Source organism: Streptomyces sp. NPDC052064 (assembly GCF_055585925.1).
On record NZ_JBVJJE010000005.1, the window covers coordinates 433243 to 449815 of the forward strand.

Consider the following 16573-nt stretch of genomic DNA (forward strand, 5'->3'; position numbering starts at 1 on the left):
CCTTCGCTCCGCAGGCTCGGCTAGTTGCTCTGCGCCACCGCGCCTCCGAGGATCCTCAGCGAGTACCTGTCGTACGCCCGGTGCAGAACCATCGTCACCGGTCCCGAGGCGAACACCCCGCTGACCACGTACTCCTTCTTGTTGCCCGTCTCGGCAACCTGCTTCCCATACAGGGAGTCGGTCTCCTTCTTCGCCCGCTTGAGCCACGAAGAGGCCTTGTTGTGGTCGACTCCCGCCACGTCGAGTCCGGTGCAGGCGGCGAGGAAGTCGAGACCGCCCGGTTGGTCCGTGCTGGTTCTGCACAGAAGGGATGACATGTTCTCGTGATCGGCGTACCCGGCCGAAACCGTCACCCCGTTCCCCCCGCGCCCGTGGACATAGGTTCTCTTCTTGCCGTCGGGCATCTCCTGCTCAACGGGCTTGTCCAGCTTCAGTTTCCAGTCTTTCGAGAGCCCGGTGAGGAAGTCCTTGCCGGTGTATCCGGTGGCCATCGTGTCCGCCGCGCCGAAGCTGGGGCGCTTGTCGCCGGTTACCGGCTGCTTCGGCAGATCGGCGGCACGCGGCGCAGTCCGTGTCTTGGACGGCTCAGGGTGGGGCGCTGCGGCCTTCGAACGGTCGGGCGCTGCCGTTTCGGAGCTGTTCCGGCTACAGGAGGCGGCCCCCGCCGCGCCGATGACGACAGTCATCAGCACGGCGGGAACGCGGATGGCGGCGCGCATCACACGCCACCGTCGTTGAGGTTGCACGGACCGGGTTCGGAGTAGTTGAACGGAACGAAGGCGATCGCGTCGAACACCACGTTGTCGTCTCCCGTGCCGGCGTCGTGGAGGTTGTCCGCCTCGATCCGGCCGCCCTTCCAGAAGGAGAAGGTGCCCATCTCGAACCAGGTGTCCTTGCCCGCGCTGCGGGTTCCCTGATTGACCCGGCAGTAGTCGGGCTTGGCGCCGATCGTGTTGTCGCCCGGGATGAAGTTGTACCGGACGACCGCTTCCGCGCCGTGGCTGGGCAGGTGGAGATAGACCTTGTAGCGCTTGCCGGGCTGGTCTCCGGAGGGGAGCTTGGCCTGGTTGACCTCCCACCGGCCGGTGACCTTGTGGAAGTAGTCGGTGTCCGGGTAGCTGTGCGTGAAGTAGACGTGGTGGTCGTACCCGGCGCCGAGCTGGTGAAGGTCGATGGGGGCGAGGTAGGGGGTCGCGCGGAACGTGCCGTCGTCCCTCAGCGTGGTGATGTTGTCACCGGCCTGGAGGGTGAACTTGCCGTCGTCGGCTGCCTCGAAGTCCCCGCATCCGTAGGTGTCCTCGTGCTGGCCGAGGTCATCGACGATGATGGCGTTGGGGTAGACGCTCGGATGGTCGATGCACGGGCCGTGACCGTACTTGCTCTTCAGCTCGGGCTCTCCCGAGCCGAGCGAGTAGTTGAGCTTCTCGGTGCTGGAGTTGGCGGTGCTCTGCGAGCCCATCCAGTTCACGCTGCCGTCCCAGTAGCACTTCGCGTCCCAGCTGGGGCACGGGTCGGCCGCGTCCGGGTTGCACGCGTTGATGGACGGGTTGCAGAACAGGGTCCGCGGGGCTGCCGTGATGCCGCCGAGCGGCATGTTCGGCTCGGAGTACGACTCTTCTCCGTTCCAGGTCATCTGCGGGACTTCCGCCCAGCCGAAGATCTTTTCCGGGTAGTTCCAGTCGCCGGGGTGGGAGGCGTCGTCGTAGCTGTGGCGCAGGAACGGCTGCCGGTCGGCGGGGTAGCGCGGGTTGATCGGGTTGTTGAAGAAGCCCAGGCCGACGGAGCCGGAGGTGTAGACACCGGAGTTGTAGCCCCACAGCGCCGTGTACCAGTTCTCGATGTAGGCCGGGCTGCCGTTGTTGGTGTTCATGCCCAGCGCCTTGAGCTGGTTCCACTTCTCGGCCAGGATGCCCAGACCGGCGGCGATGTTCGCCGCGTAGTCGGTGGTGACGGCGCCGGCGCGCAAGGTGTCGAACTGCTCGGCGTGCTCCTCGGACATGCCGGTCGTCACCTGGGCGATGCCGTAGCCGCAGTCGGCCTTGGCCCGCTTGGGGTAGCCGTGGATGCCGTTCTCGTTGCCGTACCAGTCGGACTTGGTGACGTTGCCCGAGTCGCCGTTCATGGAGTGCCAGGACGCCTGCTTGAAGTTGGACTCCTGGGCGAGGATGCCCAGCATGACCTGCGCGGGAATCTCGCCTCCGCCGGTCAGCGCCGGCTTGGGGAACAGGCCCTGCGGGGTGTAGGCGTCAAGGCCGGTGTCGTGCCAGTTCTTCGGGCGGGAGACCGTCAGGGTGCCGTGGACAGCCTGGTCGACCGCCCACTCGACCATGTTCGCGCTGGCCTGGAGCGCCTGGCGCTTGGGGTCGTTGCGCTTGACGATGCAGGGGGACTCCATCTCCCCGACCTTGCCGTAGACGGCCGCGCCGGATCCGGACAGGCACTGCGATTCCGGCATGCCCTCACCGCAGGTGAGAGGGTCCTGGTCATCGGGTCCGGCCTCGGCGAACGCGGCCGGGTCCATCGGCAGCGAGGAATCCGGCTTCGGCCGCTCGCGGTCGGCGTCCACCAGCGTGGTGGCCTTCGCACCGGTCTTGAGCGCGGTCGCCTTGACGGTCAGCGCTCCGGCGCCCTTGTCCGAGGGCGAGCCGACCCGGGTGGTGATGCCCTTCATCTGCTCGGAGAACACCGAGTTGGTCACCAGGTGACCGTGGCGGGAGATCCCGGCCACGCGGCCGTCCACCGCGTGCTTGGAAAGCCCCGGGGCGTCGCTGGTGTCGATTCCCTTCACGTCGCCGACGACCGCATCGCCGTCCGCCACGGGGAGGAGCTTGACCTTCCCCTTCGGGGCGCGGCCCAGTTCGGTGAAGTCCTTGCCGTTGTAGCGGGAGATGACGCTGCTCTTGCCGTCGACCGTGCCGACGTCCACGGTGCCGTTCTTCGAGGCGGTCAGCGCGAACATCGGGCCGGGCACCGCGGCGAGCTTGCGGGCGGACAGCTTCTTGCCGTCGCCCTTCAGGTCGACGAGGTTGCCGTCGAGCACGCCGACGGTGCCCTTCCGGGTGGGCGTGACGTGCGTCAGATAGCCGTTGACCGTGCGGCGGGAGGAGACCGATCCCGTGGCCGCGTCGACCGATAAGACCGTCGTCGAGCCGGCGGACTTGTCGGTGGCCGAGCTGGATGTGAACGCCACCTCGTCGCCCGTTCCGCAGCCCGGTGTGAAGTACGCCAGTTGTACCCGCTCGGGAACTTCGGTGACCTTGCCGTCGGAGAGACGGATCACCGCGGCGAACGCGCCGTTCTCGTACGCGCCGGGCTCGTTGGACCAGGCCGACGGGGCGTAGACCGCTGCCGCGTAGTTCCCTGATCCCGTGGTGCAGACGTAGCCCGTCCACGGGCCGACGCCGGACAGTTCCTTGCGGTTGAGGCGGGCGATCTCGTAGAAGGAGAACCCGTCGTTCTCCCTCGCCGAGAGGATGTGCAGTCCCTCGGCGTCGCCGGTGGCCTGCACGATCGCATCCGGTGACGAGGCGTAGCCCGACCCCAGGTCCTTGCCGGGTGCGGAGAACAGGCGGGGCGTCGCCTCGTCCGCGGCGGTAGGGGCCGTCTGCGCCGTGGTGTCCGGGGAAGCCAGGGGGACCAGAGCGGCGGATGCCGCCACCACGCTCATGACCAGCAGCGGGTTCGCGGAGAAGTATCTCCTGAGACGTCTTGTGCGCATCGTCTTCCTCACAGCCAGTCCGTACACAGGCCATGCACGAGCGGGAGGCTCGCGTTGTTGTTGTTCTTGATGTACTTCAGAGGCGCGGGGTCGTACTGAGCGTGGACGTCGTTCCAGCACGCCTTCGCGGTCGTGGTCTTCCAGTTCTGCATCTCGGTGTAGGCGCCTGCCACGCCGTCGGAGAGAAGACCCGTGGTGTCGTACTCCTGGATGCCGCCGTCGGAAGCGCGTGTCGTCCACAGCGTTCCGTACACGTAGTCAGGGGAGGTGTCGAGATCACGTGAGATCTTCGCCCAGACCCCTTGGCACTTCGGCGACCACATCAGCCGCACCACGACCGACTCATCCGGCTCGGTGACCTGTTGAAGAATCTCGGCGTCGTCGTCACACCCCATCTGGATGGGGTCCTTGCCCGAACAGGTGGCTCGCCAGCAGTCGGCTGCGGCTGCCGGGGCGGCCTGAAGCCCCTGTAAGGCTCCGGCCAGCAGCGTCAGGACAGCCGCTGCCGGGCCCCATCTACGTATGCCGTGCACACGCATCACCTCAGATCTTTCTACTCCGTGATGCATCAAGCGCAGCACGTATGACCGTTTTCATCCCTGATGCCCTGTGTAACATCGGCGTCAGAAGAACCCGCGCAGCTTACGCGAACACATGCGCGACACGGTGGAGTTGAACTGCTCTTTACCTGCTTTGATTTCGAAGCCGGGGAGGCCGGGCCAGGGTGTCGCAGTGCGTCGATAGCCTGATGGGGGAGCGGACGGAGGGGAACTCTGGCCTGAACTCGCCAGGTTCTCCCCCCGGACCGGTCCTGAGCGCCCATCGGTCCGGCGATGCGCGGAAACAGCGAGGTGAGAGGTCATATGTTCACCACCCGCCCCACCCTCCAGGGCACCTTCGGCATGGTGTCCTCCACCCACTGGCTCGCCTCGCAGTCGGCGATGGCCGTCCTGGAGGACGGCGGCAACGCCTACGACGCGGCCGTGGCGGGCGCCTTCGTGCTGCATGTCGTCGAGCCGCACCTCAACGGGCCGGCCGGCGAGGTGCCGATCCTGCTCGCCCCGGCCGGCGGCGAGGTACGGGTGCTCTGCGGGCAGGGCGTCGCGCCGGCGGGGGCGACGGTCGCGCACTACCGGGGTCTCGGACTGGACCTCGTCCCCGGCACGGGGCCGCTCGCCGCCGCCGTGCCGGGTGCGTTCGACGCGTGGCTGGTGCTCCTGCGCGACCACGGGACCAAGTCCCTCGACGACGTCCTGAAGTACGCCATCGGGTACGCCGAACACGGGCACGCACCCGTGGAGCGCGTCGGCGAGACCGTCGAGACCGTGCGCCGGCTGTTCGAGACGGAGTGGACCTCGTCGGCGGAGGTCTACCTGCCCGGCGGGAAGGCACCGCGCCCCGGCGAGCTGTTCCGCAACCCCGCGCTCGCCGCCACCTGGAAGCGCCTGCTCGCCGAGACCGCGGGGGCGGGCGACCGGGAGGCCCGGATCGAGGCCGCGCGGGAGGTGTGGCGCTCCGGCTTCATAGCCGAGGCCCTGGTACGGCAGGCCCGGCAGCCCACCATGGACACCAGCGGCGAACGCCACACAGGCACCCTCACGGCCGCCGACCTCGCCGCGTGGTCCGCGACCTACGAGGCACCGGTGTCGTACGACTGGAACGGCTGGACCGTGTGCAAGCCGGGCCCCTGGAGCCAGGGCCCGGTCCTCCTCCAGCAGCTGGCCCTCCTCCCGCCCGAGCTGCCCCGGTACGGCTCGGCCGACTACGTCCACCTGCTGGTCGAGGGCTGCAAACTCGCCATGGCCGACCGGGAGGCCTGGTACGGGGACGCCGCCGCCGTGCCGCTCGACGACCTGCTGTCCGCCGAGTACAACAGGGCCCGCCGCGCCCTCGTCGGTGAGAAGGCGAGCCACGACCTGCGGCCGGGCAGCCCCGGCGGACGCACCCCGCGACTGTGCGCGCACGCGCGCGTGGCGGCCGCCGCCCAGGAGGGCTTCGACGCCCTGGGCATCGGCGAGCCGACGGTCGCCAAGAGCCCCGCGTCCCCCGTGCCGGGCGAACCGGAGGTCGCCGCCGACGGGACCACCCGCGGCGACACCTGCCACCTCGACGTCGTCGACCGCTGGGGCAACATGGTCTCGGCCACGCCCAGCGGCGGCTGGCTCCAGTCCAACCCCGTCGTGCCCGGACTCGGCTTCCCGCTGGGCACTCGGCTCCAGATGGCCTGGCTGGAGGAGGGCCTGCCGAACTCCCTCGCCCCGGGGCGCCGCCCCCGCACCACGCTGACACCCTCGATCGCCCTGCGCGAGGGCGTGCCCGTCATGGCGTTCGGCACCCCGGGCGGGGACCAGCAGGACCAGTGGCAGCTGCACTTCCTCCTGGCGGTCGCGCTGCGCGCCCCGGTGCGCGGCGGCCTGGACCTGCAGGGCGCGATCGACGCGCCGAACTGGCACAACGACAGCTTCCCCGGCTCCTTCTACCCGCGCGGCATGCGCCCGGGGAGCGTCACCGTGGAGTCCCGCACGGACCCGGCCGTCGTCGAGGAGCTGCGGCGCCGCGGCCACCAGGTGACCGTCGGCGGCCCCTGGTCGGAGGGCCGGCTGTGCGCCGTCGCGCGGGACCCGGGGACGGGCGTCCTGTCGGCGGCGGCGAACCCGCGCGGCATGCAGGGCTACGCGGTCGGGCGGTGATCCCACCGGGTCTCCCCGGCCGTGGGCTCCGCTGTTCATCGTGATGCCACCCGGAGTGCACCGGGCGGGTGGGGATTGTCAGTGCCGCGTGTTGTGATGGAGGGGTGATCGACAGCACCGAAACCATCGAAGAGTTTCTCGCACAGCACGCCTCCGACGTCGAGGGGGAGATCCGCAGGGCGGCCGCCGCCGAGATCATGCCGCGCTGGCGCCGGCTCGCCGCACACGAGGTGGACCAGAAGGCCGGCCCGCACGACCTGGTCACGGACGCCGACCGCAAGGCCGAGCTGTACCTGACCGAGGCACTGGCCGCCCTGCTGCCCGGCTCGGCCGTGGTCGGCGAGGAGGCGGTCCACGCCAACCCGGCTTCATACGAGGCGCTGCGCGGCGACGCCCCGGTCTGGATCATCGACCCGGTCGACGGGACCCGGCAGTTCGTGCGCGGCGAACCGGGCTTCTGCACTCTGGTCGCGCTGGCCCACGGCGGCACCCTGCTCGCGTCCTGGACCTACGCCCCCGCCCGCGACCGGCTCGCCACCGCCCAGCGCGGCAAGGGCGCCTACCTCGACGGAGAGCGGCTGTTCGCCGGCGTGCCCGAGCCCGGCCGGGACCTGCGCGTGGCAACCTCCCACCCGGACTACACGACGGACGAGCAGAAGCACGCCCTGCTCGGCCTGCGCACCGACGGTGTGGCACCGCGCGCGTGCGGCTCGGCCGGGCTGGAGTACCTCGCCATCGCACGGGGCGAGTCGGACGCCACGGCCTTCTCCTGGGAAGCCGCCTGGGATCACGCGGCCGGTCTGCTCCTGGTCGAGGAGGCGGGCGGCGCCCACCTGACCGTCGCGGGCGAGCCGTTCCGCATCACGGGCGGCAACGCCCTCCCCTTCACCGCGGCCCGCGACGCGGCCACGGCCCGCCGGGTGGTGGCACTGCTGGCGGGCGGAGCCCGACCGTAACGGACCGTGCACGTCCTGTTGCTCAAGCGGCATTCCGGGCGTCCTTCCGGCGCGAATCCACCCGCGGCCGGTGACTGTCAGTCCCCGGGCCTATCCTGATCCTCAGTGGCCGTCGGCTGACGAAGGGGTCCGAAGGTGCCGTCGATGCTCGATGTCGTCGTTGTGGGTGCGGGGCCGAACGGACTGACCGCGGCCGTGGAGCTGGCCCGCCGCGGCTTCTCCGTCGCCGTCTTCGAGGCCCGGGGCACCGTGGGCGGCGGCGCCCGCACCGAGGAGCTCACGCTGCCCGGCTTCCGGCACGATCCGTGCTCCGCTGCGCACCCGCTCGCGATCAACTCACCCGCGTTCCGCGCCCTGCCGCTCCAGCGCTACGGCCTGGAATGGCTGCACGCCGAGCTTCCCATGGCGCACCCCTTCCCGGACGGCTCGGCGGCCGTACTGGCCCGGTCGGTGGGCGAGACGGCCGCCTCCTTCGGGCCGCGCGACGCCGGGGCGTACCGCAGGCTCATCGAGCCCTTCCTGCCCAAGTGGGACGCGCTGGCCCGCGACTTCATGTCCCTGCCGCTCACCGCGCTGCCCCGCGACCCGGTCACCCTCGCCCGTTTCGGCCTGGTCGGCCTGCCCCCGTCGACCCTGCTCATGCGCCGCTTCCGCGACGAACCGGCCAGGACGCTGTTCGCCGGGCTCGTCGCGCATGTCATGGCACCGCTCGGCGGCTTCGCCACCAGCGCCATCGGCCTGGTCTTCGCCCTCGCGGCACACGCCCGCGGCTGGCCCGTCGCCCGCGGCGGCTCCCAGGCCATCTCCGACGCCCTCGCCGGCTACCTGCGTGACCTCGGCGGCAGCGTCCACACCGACTACGAGGTCAAGCGTCTCGACGACCTGCCGCCGGCCCGCGCGTACGTCTTCGACACCTCACCCACCGCCCTGGCCCGCATCGCCGGCTTCGGCAACCACTACGCGGGCTACCGCTACGGGCCGGGCGTCTTCAAGATCGACTACGCGCTGGACGGCCCCGTGCCGTGGACCGCGAAGGAGGCCCGCGTCGCCGGCACGGTGCAGATCGGCGCGAACCGCGCGGAGATCGGCACGGCCCTGCGCGCGGCGTCCCGGGAGGGCCGGGCCCCCGACAAACCGTTCCTGATCACGGTCCAGCCGAGCGTCGCCGACCCCACCCGGGCCCCGGCGGGCAAGCACGTCTTCTGGGCCTACGGCCACGTCCCGCACGGCTGGACCGGTGACCTCACCGACGCCGTCGAGCGCCAGCTGGAGCGGTTCGCCCCGGGATTCCGCGACCGCGTCCTGGCCCGCGCCACCGCGGGCCCGCCCGAACTCGCCGCCCGCAACGCCAACTACGTCGGGGGTGACATCGCCTCCGGAGCGGTATCCGGCCTACAGATCCTGCTGCGCCCCAAACCGACCCTGTTCCCCTACCACACCCCCCACCCGGCCGTCTTCATCTGCTCGTCGGCGACCCCGCCGGGCCCCGGCGTGCACGGCATGTCGGGCCACAACGCGGCGAAGGCCGTCTGGAAGCGGCTGAGGCGGACATGACCACCATCGAACTGGTCCAGGGCGACATCACACGCGAGAGCGTCGACGCCATCGTCAACGCGGCCAACTCCTCGCTGCTGGGCGGGGGAGGGGGCGACGGAGCGATCCACCGGCGCGGCGGCCCCGCGATCCTGGAGGAGTGCCGGAAGCTGCGCGCCTCCCACTACGGCAAGAGCCTGCCCACCGGCCAGGCGGTCGCCACCACAGCGGGCGACCTGGACGCCCGGTGGGTCATCCACACGGTCGGCCCGGTGTATCAGGTTTCAGGCGGCGATCCTGCGCTGCTTCCGATGCCGGCGTGACCACGGCCTGGTCCGGGAGTTCCACGACTCGGCGTTTCGCCTTCGACCGCAGGGCCTCCACAGCCTTGAAGATTGCCGGAGAGCGGCGACACGACAGGCCATTCGGAACGACAACAGCTTCTCACGCGTAGGACACGGTCTCAGTCAATGTCAAGTGCGCCTGACTTCGCCAGACGATAGCTGAGTTCGGCCCGGCTGTGGCAATCGAAGATTTCAGACGCCCGTTTGATGTGTGTGCCGATCGTCCGTACGCTCAGTCCGATCCGCTTCGATATGGCCGCATCCGTCTGACCTCTCACCATGAGCTCCAGGATGGTCCGTTGGACGGCGTCCGTAAGTTGATTGGTCCGATGCGGGTGAGCGTCGACAACGAGTGGTTCTGCTCGCTCCCACAGTGCCTCGAACGTGTCCGTCAGGTATGCGATCAGTCCGGGTTCTCGTATGGCGAGGGCACGTGGATGAAGCCCCTCACGCGTCGGCACCGGAATGAACGCGACGGCTCGATCGCATACGATCAGCGGCTCGAAAGGGGCACCGACGGTACGGATCTTGGCTCCTGCCCTGCTCAGCTGTTCCGCGTGGGACAGTGTCGGGCCGTGCGAGCGCATGGTGTGGCTGAACAGGGCACGGTGCCGTACACCTTGTTGCGACAGGGCGGGTGGGTTCGGCAGCGCGTCCTGGTGCGGTTGGGCGGACAGCAGCTCATGCTTGCAGGTGTCAACGGCCAGCTTGATCGCGCCGTTGACGATGTCCTCCCCGATCAGGTGCTGGATGTGAGTCTCACGTTCTCGCTCCTCGCGTTGGTAGACGGCCTCCAGGGGGGAGAGCATTTCCGTCAGTGCGGTGAGCCGTGACCGCTGTGTCTCGATGGCTTCCTCTATCGGGCGCGACAGGTTCCTTGCGGCTATGGCCGGTGGCACAGGCACGTACACGGCGCCAGTCGATTCCTGGGCGCCGACTTCCAGCCTGTGTAAAAGCCTGAGGTTGATGAGGCACTGAGGGACGTTCCCAGCGATTTCGCCGCTGCGCAGTGCCGCCCGGTAGTGATCCAGTCCGTGGCCGCAAACCTTGCGACAGCCGCTTATGTCCGCTTCTGGGCTGCTGGTGCTCATGTATCCCCGTTTCTTGTTTCGGCAGTGCAAGATCATGATGCCTTCAGCCCTTGATGGCGCGGTAGGGGTGGGCCAGGATCAATTCGCAGTGCTGAGTGCAAATTTGCCAACATCATCGGCTGCCCGGAGTGGCGAGTCATGACACGAATCATTCGTTCACGACGAAGGGTTCTGGGTGTGACATTGCGTGGTACGGAAGCTGATCCGCCGCCATCGCTGCAGGAAGTGCTCGGATTGTTGACTCAGGCTCGCGAGATCCTGGGCAAGGAAAGTCCTCAGGTCGGCCCCATCACGCGCGTCGCGCTGCATCTGATCGATTGCGCGACCGACGTCTCGCACTTGTTGGCCGAAAATGAGGGTCTGGAAACCGCACGTGAGGCGCTGGGGTCGGCCCGGTCCGCAGTGGTTGCCGCGACGTGCGCGGTACGCCACACGCATGACCGTGAGAAGGCCCCGTCGGCGTGAACTCGACTTCGAGACGTGGAGGGACAGGCATGATAACGGCGGGACTGAAGCTCACTCAGAGTGGCGGGATCGCGCTGCTCGACGGCGACAAACTGGTGTTCAACGTCGAGATGCAGAAACTGAACAACGGCCGTCGATACAGCAACGTCGACGAACTCGACGACATCGTCAAGATCCTCGACACATACGGCTACGGCGTAGGGGACATCGGCCAGTTGGTCGTCGACGGGTGGGACGGTGCCCTCAACGGCCACGTCTCGACGCTGTCCGGCGGCACGCCGTTGGACCTCCTGGTCGCGCCCTACCGGGAGACCGACAAGGTGCCCGACCCGGCCCTGCCTGGTCACGCCGGGCGCCTGACCATCGGGGGGCGCAACCTCGAGTACCAGAGCTATGTGCACGTGGCCAGCCATATGGCCGCCGCGTACTGCACGAGTCCGTTCGCCCGCCGGGGCGAGCCTGCCATGGTGATGGTCTGGGACGGAGGTTGCTTTCCCAGGCTGTACTGCGTGGACGCGCAGGGCCGGGTGGAGCCCGGCGGCGAGGTCTTCCGCCTGATCGGGCACACCTACTCCATGGCCTCGCAGCACTGGGGCCCGTACGCGCGCAAGAACAAGTCCACCAACGTGGACGATCTCGCGGTGGCCGGGAAGATGATGGCCTACATCGCCCTCGGAACCCCGAGGCCCGAAATCGAGGCCGTTTTCAGGGAGTTGTTCCACGAGCACTTCGAGGCGGACACCCCGAGGGTGCGGGAGTACCGCGAGAAGATCATCGGCTGCGGATCCACGGGCGAGCCCTCGCATGGATACGTCCACGCCTTCCTCCAGGACGTCGCTGCGCGCGTGAAGGAGTTCGAGGTCAGTGACGAGGACGTACTGGCGAGTGTGCACACGTTCATCGAGGGCCTGCTGCTGGAGCGTGTCGCAGCCAAAATCCGGGCGTGGAAGGGCGATGAGCCCTGGAACCTGTGCTTCGCGGGCGGTTGTGCGCTGAACATCAAGTGGAACAGCGCGCTGCGCGCCCATCGGATGATCAAGGAGATGTGGGTGCCGCCGTTCCCCGACGACTCGGGTTCGGCGATCGGCACCGCGTGCCTGCGTGCCGCCGACGGCAGGGGACTTCGGCCCTTGGAGTGGGGTGTCCGTCAGGGGCCCGGCCTCGTACGGACCCCGCATGTGCCGCAGGGCTGGACGGTGGTGCCGTGTCGTCCGGAGGAACTGGCCCGCACCATCCACCGGACCGGCGAGCCGGTCGTCGTGCTCCACGGCCCGGCCGAACTCGGCCCCCGGGCTCTCGGCGGACGCAGCATCATCGCGCCGGCCACCGACCCGGCGATGAAGGACCGGCTCAACGACGCCAAGAAGCGCGAGCACTTCCGTCCGGTAGCGCCGATCTGTCTGGTCGAGCACGCGGCGGAAATCTTCGATCCCGGCACCCCCGACCCGTACATGCTCTTCGAGCACCGTCTGCGCCCCGAGTGGGTCGACCGGGTCCCCGCGATCATGCACCTCGACGGCACCGCCCGGCTGCAGACGGTAAGCCCTGAGGACGACCCGACGCTGTATCAGATCCTGCGTGAGTACTACAAGTGGAGCGGTGTTCCCGTGCTCTGCAACACCAGTGCCAACTACAACGGCCGCAGCTTCTTCCCGGACGTCGCCTCCGCGGTCGAGTGGGGCCAGGTCGACATGGTGTGGTCCGAGGGCGTCCTGTACCGCCGGGCGCTTGGCAACGAGCAGCAGCAGCAGTAGGAGGAGGAGAGGCATGCCCCAGGCACCCCGCACCATGGTGATATCCCTGCAGAAGGCCGGCACTCATCTCATGCAGGGACTGATGGTCAAGCTCGGCTACAAGATGGCCGGCGTGCCCCGTCCCGCCCCCGACAACGTCCCTGAGTTCGATGACGCCCAGCTGCTCGACATCGCCGCGATCACCCGGTCCAGCGCGGAGTACGAGGAGCTGCTCGCGCTGTCCCCGCAGCAGCTGCGCAAGGCGACCCGCGACGACTGGGCGGCCCTGGGCTGGCACTGGCAGCGCAGATTGGGGCAGCGGGTCGTCAACCGCTACGGCCAGACTCGTTTCGACTTCGCCGAGGGCGTCATCAGCAACGAGCACATCTCGTACTCGAAATTCGCCGACACGCCGCGCGGACTGTGCTGGATCTTCCACGAGCTCGACATCGACAAGGTGGACGGCTCGTTCCTGAGTGAGTGGGTCGGCACCGGCACCCCACCGCTCGTCTTCAACTACCGCGACCCGCGTGACACCATCGTCTCGATGATCAACTTCCTGGAAGGGCGCACCGCCGCCGGGTACGGGAATTTCTACGAGTTCGACATCTTCCACAAAATCCTCAAGTCCCTGCCGACGTGGGAGGAGAAGATCGACTACGCCCTGCGGGACCCCTCGTTCCTGGGCCGCGACCAGTTCGAGCGGTCGATGTGGCTGCTGCGGCACCCGGACGTGTGCAAGGTGCGTTTCGAGGACCTGATCGGACCGAAGGGCGGCGGTTCCCGGGAGAGGCAGGTGGAGAGCCTGGCCCGGTTGTTCACCCACATCGGCTCGCCGGAGGATCCCGAAGAGGTCGCGGACAAGATCTACAACGAGAACTCGTGGAGCTTCTTCAAGGGGCGGTCGGGCTCTTGGCGCGAACACTTCACCGACAGGAACATCGCCCGATTCGATGAGCAGTTCGGCGACATCCTCGAGCAGTACGGATACGAGTGATGACAGCCACTCTTCGCGGCCCTCACGGGCCGCGCGGATCCGACCGGCCCCGCGCCTTCGTACTGCTCGGCGGCCTCAAGGTCATCCTGCGCAACTGGCGGTACCTGAGCGAGCTGGAGGAGCGAGGCATCGTCCCTCTCGTCGTCACGTCTCAGCAGTGGCGTGAGGAATGTCTGCGGCAGATGACGTCCGCCATGCGCCCCGGCTCGCTCATCGCCGAGGCCCGGTTCGTCTCCGGCACCGTGGGAACGGAAGGCGGTTTCACCGCCGGTGTCATCGCCGCGGTCATGGAGTGGCGGGAACGCTACGACATCCTCGGCGTCTTCGCGGCAGGGGAGATGCTGGTCGAGCAGACGGGAATCGTGGCGGACATGCTCGGCCTCCCGGCGCCCGGTCTGCGGGCCACCCGGGTCTGCCGCAACAAGTACCTCCAGCGCGCCTACCTCGCCGAATGGAGCCCGCGTGCCGTGATCGTCCCTCCTGACGGGCGGGACACTCTGCCGTACGACGAAGTCACCTTCCCCGCGGTCCTGAAGCCCTCGGGGCGCCGGGAGAGCTCGGGTGTCCGGGTGATCGAGGACCGCGCGCAGCTCGCGGAACTGGTCTCCTCGGACGCGTATCTGCCGGGTGAGACATTGCTCGTCGAGGAACAGGTGCGGGGCCAGGAGTACTCGGTCGAGGCCCTGGTGCAGGACGGAAAGATCGTTTTCGACTCGGTGACGCACAAACGCACCAACGAGGAGTCGGGCGCCTACTTCGTGGAACTGGCGCACACCGTCCCCGCCGCTCCGTCCCCGGACAACGACCTGCTCCTGGCCGCCAACCGGGACATCGTCGAGCGGCTGGCGGTGGAAAACGCCATCGTCCACACCGAACTGCGCCTGCCCACCGGCGGCAGCCCGGTGCTGATGGAGGTGGCCGTGCGCACGCCAGGCGACGGTCTGCTTCCGCTCTACCACCTCACCACCGGCCGCCCCATGGAACCGGACATCCTGCGTATCGCTCTGGGCGAGCCGGTGACCCCGCCCGAGCCGGTGCGCTGTGCCCGGCAGGTGTACCTCCAGACGGAGCATGGTGTCCTGCGCGATGTCGTCGTGCGCCATCCGCAGGCACCAGCTGTCACCTGGACGGCGAACGGCGAACCGTGGCCGGAGATCAGGCCGGGCACTCCGGGCGAGCCGGCAGCGGTGCGCGCGGTCCTCGTGCTCAAGCCGCACGGCGCCCGGATCGGCCCGCTCACCGAGTCCGCGGACAGAGCGGTCACGTTCCTGATCGACGCACCGTCACCGGCCGAACTCGACCGGCTGGAAGCAGAGATGACCGCGGCCATCGAGGTATCGATCACGCCGGACTAGAAGCCAGTCGGTCACTCTGCTCTACGAAAGGAACAGCCACCCATGTGGATCGTCGAACTCTCCTTCACCGACGCACCCGAGAGGCTCGCCGCGCGCCCCGCGCACCGGGAGAAGCTGACGGACCTGCGCGAGAAGGGAATTGTCCGGATGGCCGGGCCGCTCGCCGACGACTCGGGCGCGGTACTCGTCTTCGACGTCCCCGACCGGGCCGCCCTCGACCAGCTGCTGGCCGAGGATCCGTACTTCAGCACCACGGGCGTGCGGGTCGAGCGGCTGCGCGAGTGGCAGCCGTTCATCCACTGATGAAAGATCCGACGACGAACCCGGACGACGGGACAGCCAAGGAGGGCACCATGGGCCGGCGTCCGCAGGACGCGGCGAGACCCGGCGCCGACCCGGCGCGTACGCTGATGCGGCTGGGCGTCTTCCGCCGCCTGTGGGTCGGCGACGCCTTCTCACGCCTCGCCTACCAGGTCGCGCTGTTCCTGTTTCCGCTGCTGGCCGTGGTCGAACTGGACAGCAGCGGGGCGCAGGCGGGACTGGTGTCGGCCACACAGTTCCTCCCCGTGGTCGCCCTGTCCCTCGTCGCCGGAATCCTCGCCGACCGCTCTCCGGCCCGCACAGTCATCGTGGTCTGCGCGGTGATACGCGGTGCGGCCCTCGCCTTGCTCGGCGTGGGGTATGCGCTCCTCGGCCTCAGCCTGTGGATGCTGCTCGTGATCGCCTTCGTGGTCGGGTCGGCGACGGTCTTCTACGACATCGGCTACCAGTCGGCCGTCCCCAAAGTGCTGCGGCCCGAGGAACTGACCGAGGGCAACGGGATCCTGCAAGCGAGCAACTCGGCGACACAGATGGCCGGTCCCGCGCTGGCGGGCATCTTCGTCCAGCTGGCCGGGCTGCCGTTCGCCGTGACCGTGACGTTCGCGCTGTTCGCGGGCGCGGCTATCGCCTTCTGGTCGCTGAAGATCCCCGAGGACGCAACCGTCGTGCCGAGCGGTCCCGGGGGCCCTGCGCTGCTCGATGGCCTGAAGTTCACCTGGACCTGCCGGCCGATACGGGATCTGTGCGTCCAGTCGGGTCTCTTCAACTTTCACGAACAGGCCTTCATCACCGCCTTCATGATCTACGGGGTCCGGGAGGCCGGTCTGTCGTCCGGCACCGTCGGCCTGCTCATCGGCGTGGCGAGTGTCGGCGCGCTGGTCGGCTCGGTGGGCGTGGGGCGGCTCGCCGCCAGGCTGCCCGCCGGCCCTGTCCTGACGGCCGGGCTCCTGATCGCCTCGGGCTCCCTGCTCCTCGGCCCGCTGATCGCCCTGCTGGTGAACCCGCTCGTGGCGTACGGACTGGCGTTCCTGTTCAACGGTCTGGCCCTGGGCGCGTACAACGTCTACGTCATGAGCTTGCGGCAGACCATTCCGCCGCGCGAGTTCCTCGGCTCCGTGACCGCCAGCTACCGGCTGGTCGCCCTCGGCCCCAATCCACTGGGCGCGCTGATCGGCGGTGCACTCGCCGACGTGCTCGGCGCCAAGGAAGCGCTCCTGCTGGTCGGAGCATCCCTGACGGTCTCGGCCCTGCCGCTGCTCGCCTCACCGGTCAAGCGCGTACGCCGCGTCGAGAACGCGGACGACGATCTGCGCGCCTACCTCCCGGTCGGGCGGCTTCCGGCATCGCGCGAAGAAGGCGAGGCCTGAGCG

Annotated in this window: 13 protein-coding genes and 1 pseudogene; 10 read left to right on the forward strand and 4 right to left on the reverse strand. The window is 68.8% G+C overall.

Annotated features, from left to right (window positions below; genetic code table 11):
- Positions 1 to 20: 20 nt before the first annotated feature.
- From ACZ6TU_RS16405 to ACZ6TU_RS16415, 3 genes are read right to left on the reverse strand one after another with little or no spacing between them, the layout of a single operon-like run.
- Positions 21 to 719, reverse strand: a complete 699-nt coding sequence (locus tag ACZ6TU_RS16405) for a hypothetical protein (RefSeq protein WP_469548959.1) — start codon at positions 717 to 719, stop codon at positions 21 to 23.
- Positions 719 to 3718 carry a hypothetical protein gene (locus ACZ6TU_RS16410; protein ID WP_467670104.1) on the reverse strand — a complete coding sequence of 1000 codons (3000 nt, stop codon included), beginning with the start codon at positions 3716 to 3718 and terminating at the stop codon, positions 719 to 721. The genes ACZ6TU_RS16405 and ACZ6TU_RS16410 overlap by 1 nt, the downstream gene beginning before the upstream one ends.
- An 8-nt stretch (positions 3719 to 3726) precedes the next feature.
- Entirely contained in the window at positions 3727 to 4287 is a 561-nt protein-coding gene (locus tag ACZ6TU_RS16415; RefSeq protein ID WP_467670322.1) for a DUF2690 domain-containing protein, read from the reverse strand.
- 294 nt (positions 4288 to 4581) lie between these two features.
- Between ACZ6TU_RS16415 and ACZ6TU_RS16420 the strand changes: the two genes are divergently transcribed.
- The 4 genes and pseudogenes from ACZ6TU_RS16420 to ACZ6TU_RS16435 form a co-directional block, all read left to right on the forward strand.
- Entirely contained in the window at positions 4582 to 6408 is a 1827-nt protein-coding gene (locus tag ACZ6TU_RS16420; RefSeq protein WP_469548961.1) for a gamma-glutamyltransferase family protein, read from the forward strand.
- Positions 6409 to 6512: 104 nt separating this feature from the next.
- Entirely contained in the window at positions 6513 to 7364 is an 852-nt protein-coding gene (locus tag ACZ6TU_RS16425; RefSeq protein ID WP_469548963.1) for an inositol monophosphatase family protein, read from the forward strand.
- Between the two features lie 144 nt (positions 7365 to 7508).
- Entirely contained in the window at positions 7509 to 8918 is a 1410-nt protein-coding gene (locus ACZ6TU_RS16430; protein WP_467670109.1) for a phytoene desaturase family protein, read from the forward strand.
- Positions 8915 to 9205: pseudogene (locus ACZ6TU_RS16435) on the forward strand (macro domain-containing protein); the annotation flags it as partial. The gene ACZ6TU_RS16430 and the pseudogene ACZ6TU_RS16435, both read left to right, overlap by 4 nt.
- 155 nt (positions 9206 to 9360) lie before the next feature.
- Here ACZ6TU_RS16435 and ACZ6TU_RS16440 read toward each other — a convergent pair.
- Entirely contained in the window at positions 9361 to 10332 is a 972-nt protein-coding gene (locus tag ACZ6TU_RS16440; protein ID WP_467670111.1) for a helix-turn-helix transcriptional regulator, read from the reverse strand.
- Positions 10333 to 10470: 138 nt separating this feature from the next.
- Here ACZ6TU_RS16440 and ACZ6TU_RS16445 point away from each other — a divergent pair, with 138 nt between their 5' ends.
- The 6 genes from ACZ6TU_RS16445 to ACZ6TU_RS16470 are packed head-to-tail and all read left to right on the forward strand — an operon-like array spanning position 10471 to position 16570.
- On the forward strand, positions 10471 to 10797 hold the full coding sequence (locus ACZ6TU_RS16445; RefSeq protein ID WP_467670113.1) for a hypothetical protein: 327 nt from the start codon (positions 10471 to 10473) through the stop codon (positions 10795 to 10797).
- A gap of 29 nt (positions 10798 to 10826) precedes the next feature.
- Positions 10827 to 12551 (forward strand): carbamoyltransferase N-terminal domain-containing protein, encoded by a 1725-nt coding sequence (locus tag ACZ6TU_RS16450; protein ID WP_469548969.1) that lies wholly within the window; start codon positions 10827 to 10829, stop codon positions 12549 to 12551.
- 13 nt (positions 12552 to 12564) lie between these two features.
- Positions 12565 to 13527 carry a sulfotransferase family protein gene (locus ACZ6TU_RS16455; RefSeq protein WP_467670116.1) on the forward strand — a complete coding sequence of 321 codons (963 nt, stop codon included), beginning with the start codon at positions 12565 to 12567 and terminating at the stop codon, positions 13525 to 13527.
- Positions 13527 to 14882, forward strand: a complete 1356-nt coding sequence (locus ACZ6TU_RS16460; protein ID WP_469548971.1) for an ATP-grasp domain-containing protein — start codon at positions 13527 to 13529, stop codon at positions 14880 to 14882. Before ACZ6TU_RS16455 ends, ACZ6TU_RS16460 begins: the two co-directional genes overlap by 1 nt.
- A 42-nt stretch (positions 14883 to 14924) precedes the next feature.
- The gene (locus ACZ6TU_RS16465) at positions 14925 to 15185 is read left to right on the forward strand and encodes a YciI family protein (RefSeq protein ID WP_467670120.1); all 261 of its coding nucleotides are present in this window, start codon (positions 14925 to 14927) and stop codon (positions 15183 to 15185) included.
- A complete protein-coding gene (locus tag ACZ6TU_RS16470; protein ID WP_469548974.1) occupies positions 15185 to 16570 on the forward strand; it encodes an MFS transporter in 1386 nt (461 codons plus the stop codon). The genes ACZ6TU_RS16465 and ACZ6TU_RS16470 overlap by 1 nt, the downstream gene beginning before the upstream one ends.
- Positions 16571 to 16573 lie beyond the last annotated feature (3 nt).

Bases quoted from the DNA above. Each gene is read 5' to 3' on its own strand.
- ACZ6TU_RS16405 (WP_469548959.1), bottom strand. From the start codon at position 719: ATGCGCGCCGCCATCCGCGTTCCCGCCGTGCTGATGACTGTCGTCATC.
- ACZ6TU_RS16410 (WP_467670104.1), bottom strand. From the start codon at position 3,718: ATGCGCACAAGACGTCTCAGGAGATACTTCTCCGCGAACCCGCTGCTG.
- ACZ6TU_RS16415 (WP_467670322.1), bottom strand. From the start codon at position 4,287: ATGCATCACGGAGTAGAAAGATCTGAGGTGATGCGTGTGCACGGCATA.
- ACZ6TU_RS16420 (WP_469548961.1), top strand. From the start codon at position 4,582: ATGTTCACCACCCGCCCCACCCTCCAGGGCACCTTCGGCATGGTGTCC.
- ACZ6TU_RS16430 (WP_467670109.1), top strand. From the start codon at position 7,509: ATGCTCGATGTCGTCGTTGTGGGTGCGGGGCCGAACGGACTGACCGCG.
- ACZ6TU_RS16440 (WP_467670111.1), bottom strand. From the start codon at position 10,332: ATGAGCACCAGCAGCCCAGAAGCGGACATAAGCGGCTGTCGCAAGGTT.
- ACZ6TU_RS16445 (WP_467670113.1), top strand. From the start codon at position 10,471: ATGACACGAATCATTCGTTCACGACGAAGGGTTCTGGGTGTGACATTG.
- ACZ6TU_RS16450 (WP_469548969.1), top strand. From the start codon at position 10,827: ATGATAACGGCGGGACTGAAGCTCACTCAGAGTGGCGGGATCGCGCTG.
- ACZ6TU_RS16455 (WP_467670116.1), top strand. From the start codon at position 12,565: ATGCCCCAGGCACCCCGCACCATGGTGATATCCCTGCAGAAGGCCGGC.
- ACZ6TU_RS16460 (WP_469548971.1), top strand. From the start codon at position 13,527: ATGACAGCCACTCTTCGCGGCCCTCACGGGCCGCGCGGATCCGACCGG.
- ACZ6TU_RS16465 (WP_467670120.1), top strand. From the start codon at position 14,925: ATGTGGATCGTCGAACTCTCCTTCACCGACGCACCCGAGAGGCTCGCC.
- ACZ6TU_RS16470 (WP_469548974.1), top strand. From the start codon at position 15,185: ATGAAAGATCCGACGACGAACCCGGACGACGGGACAGCCAAGGAGGGC.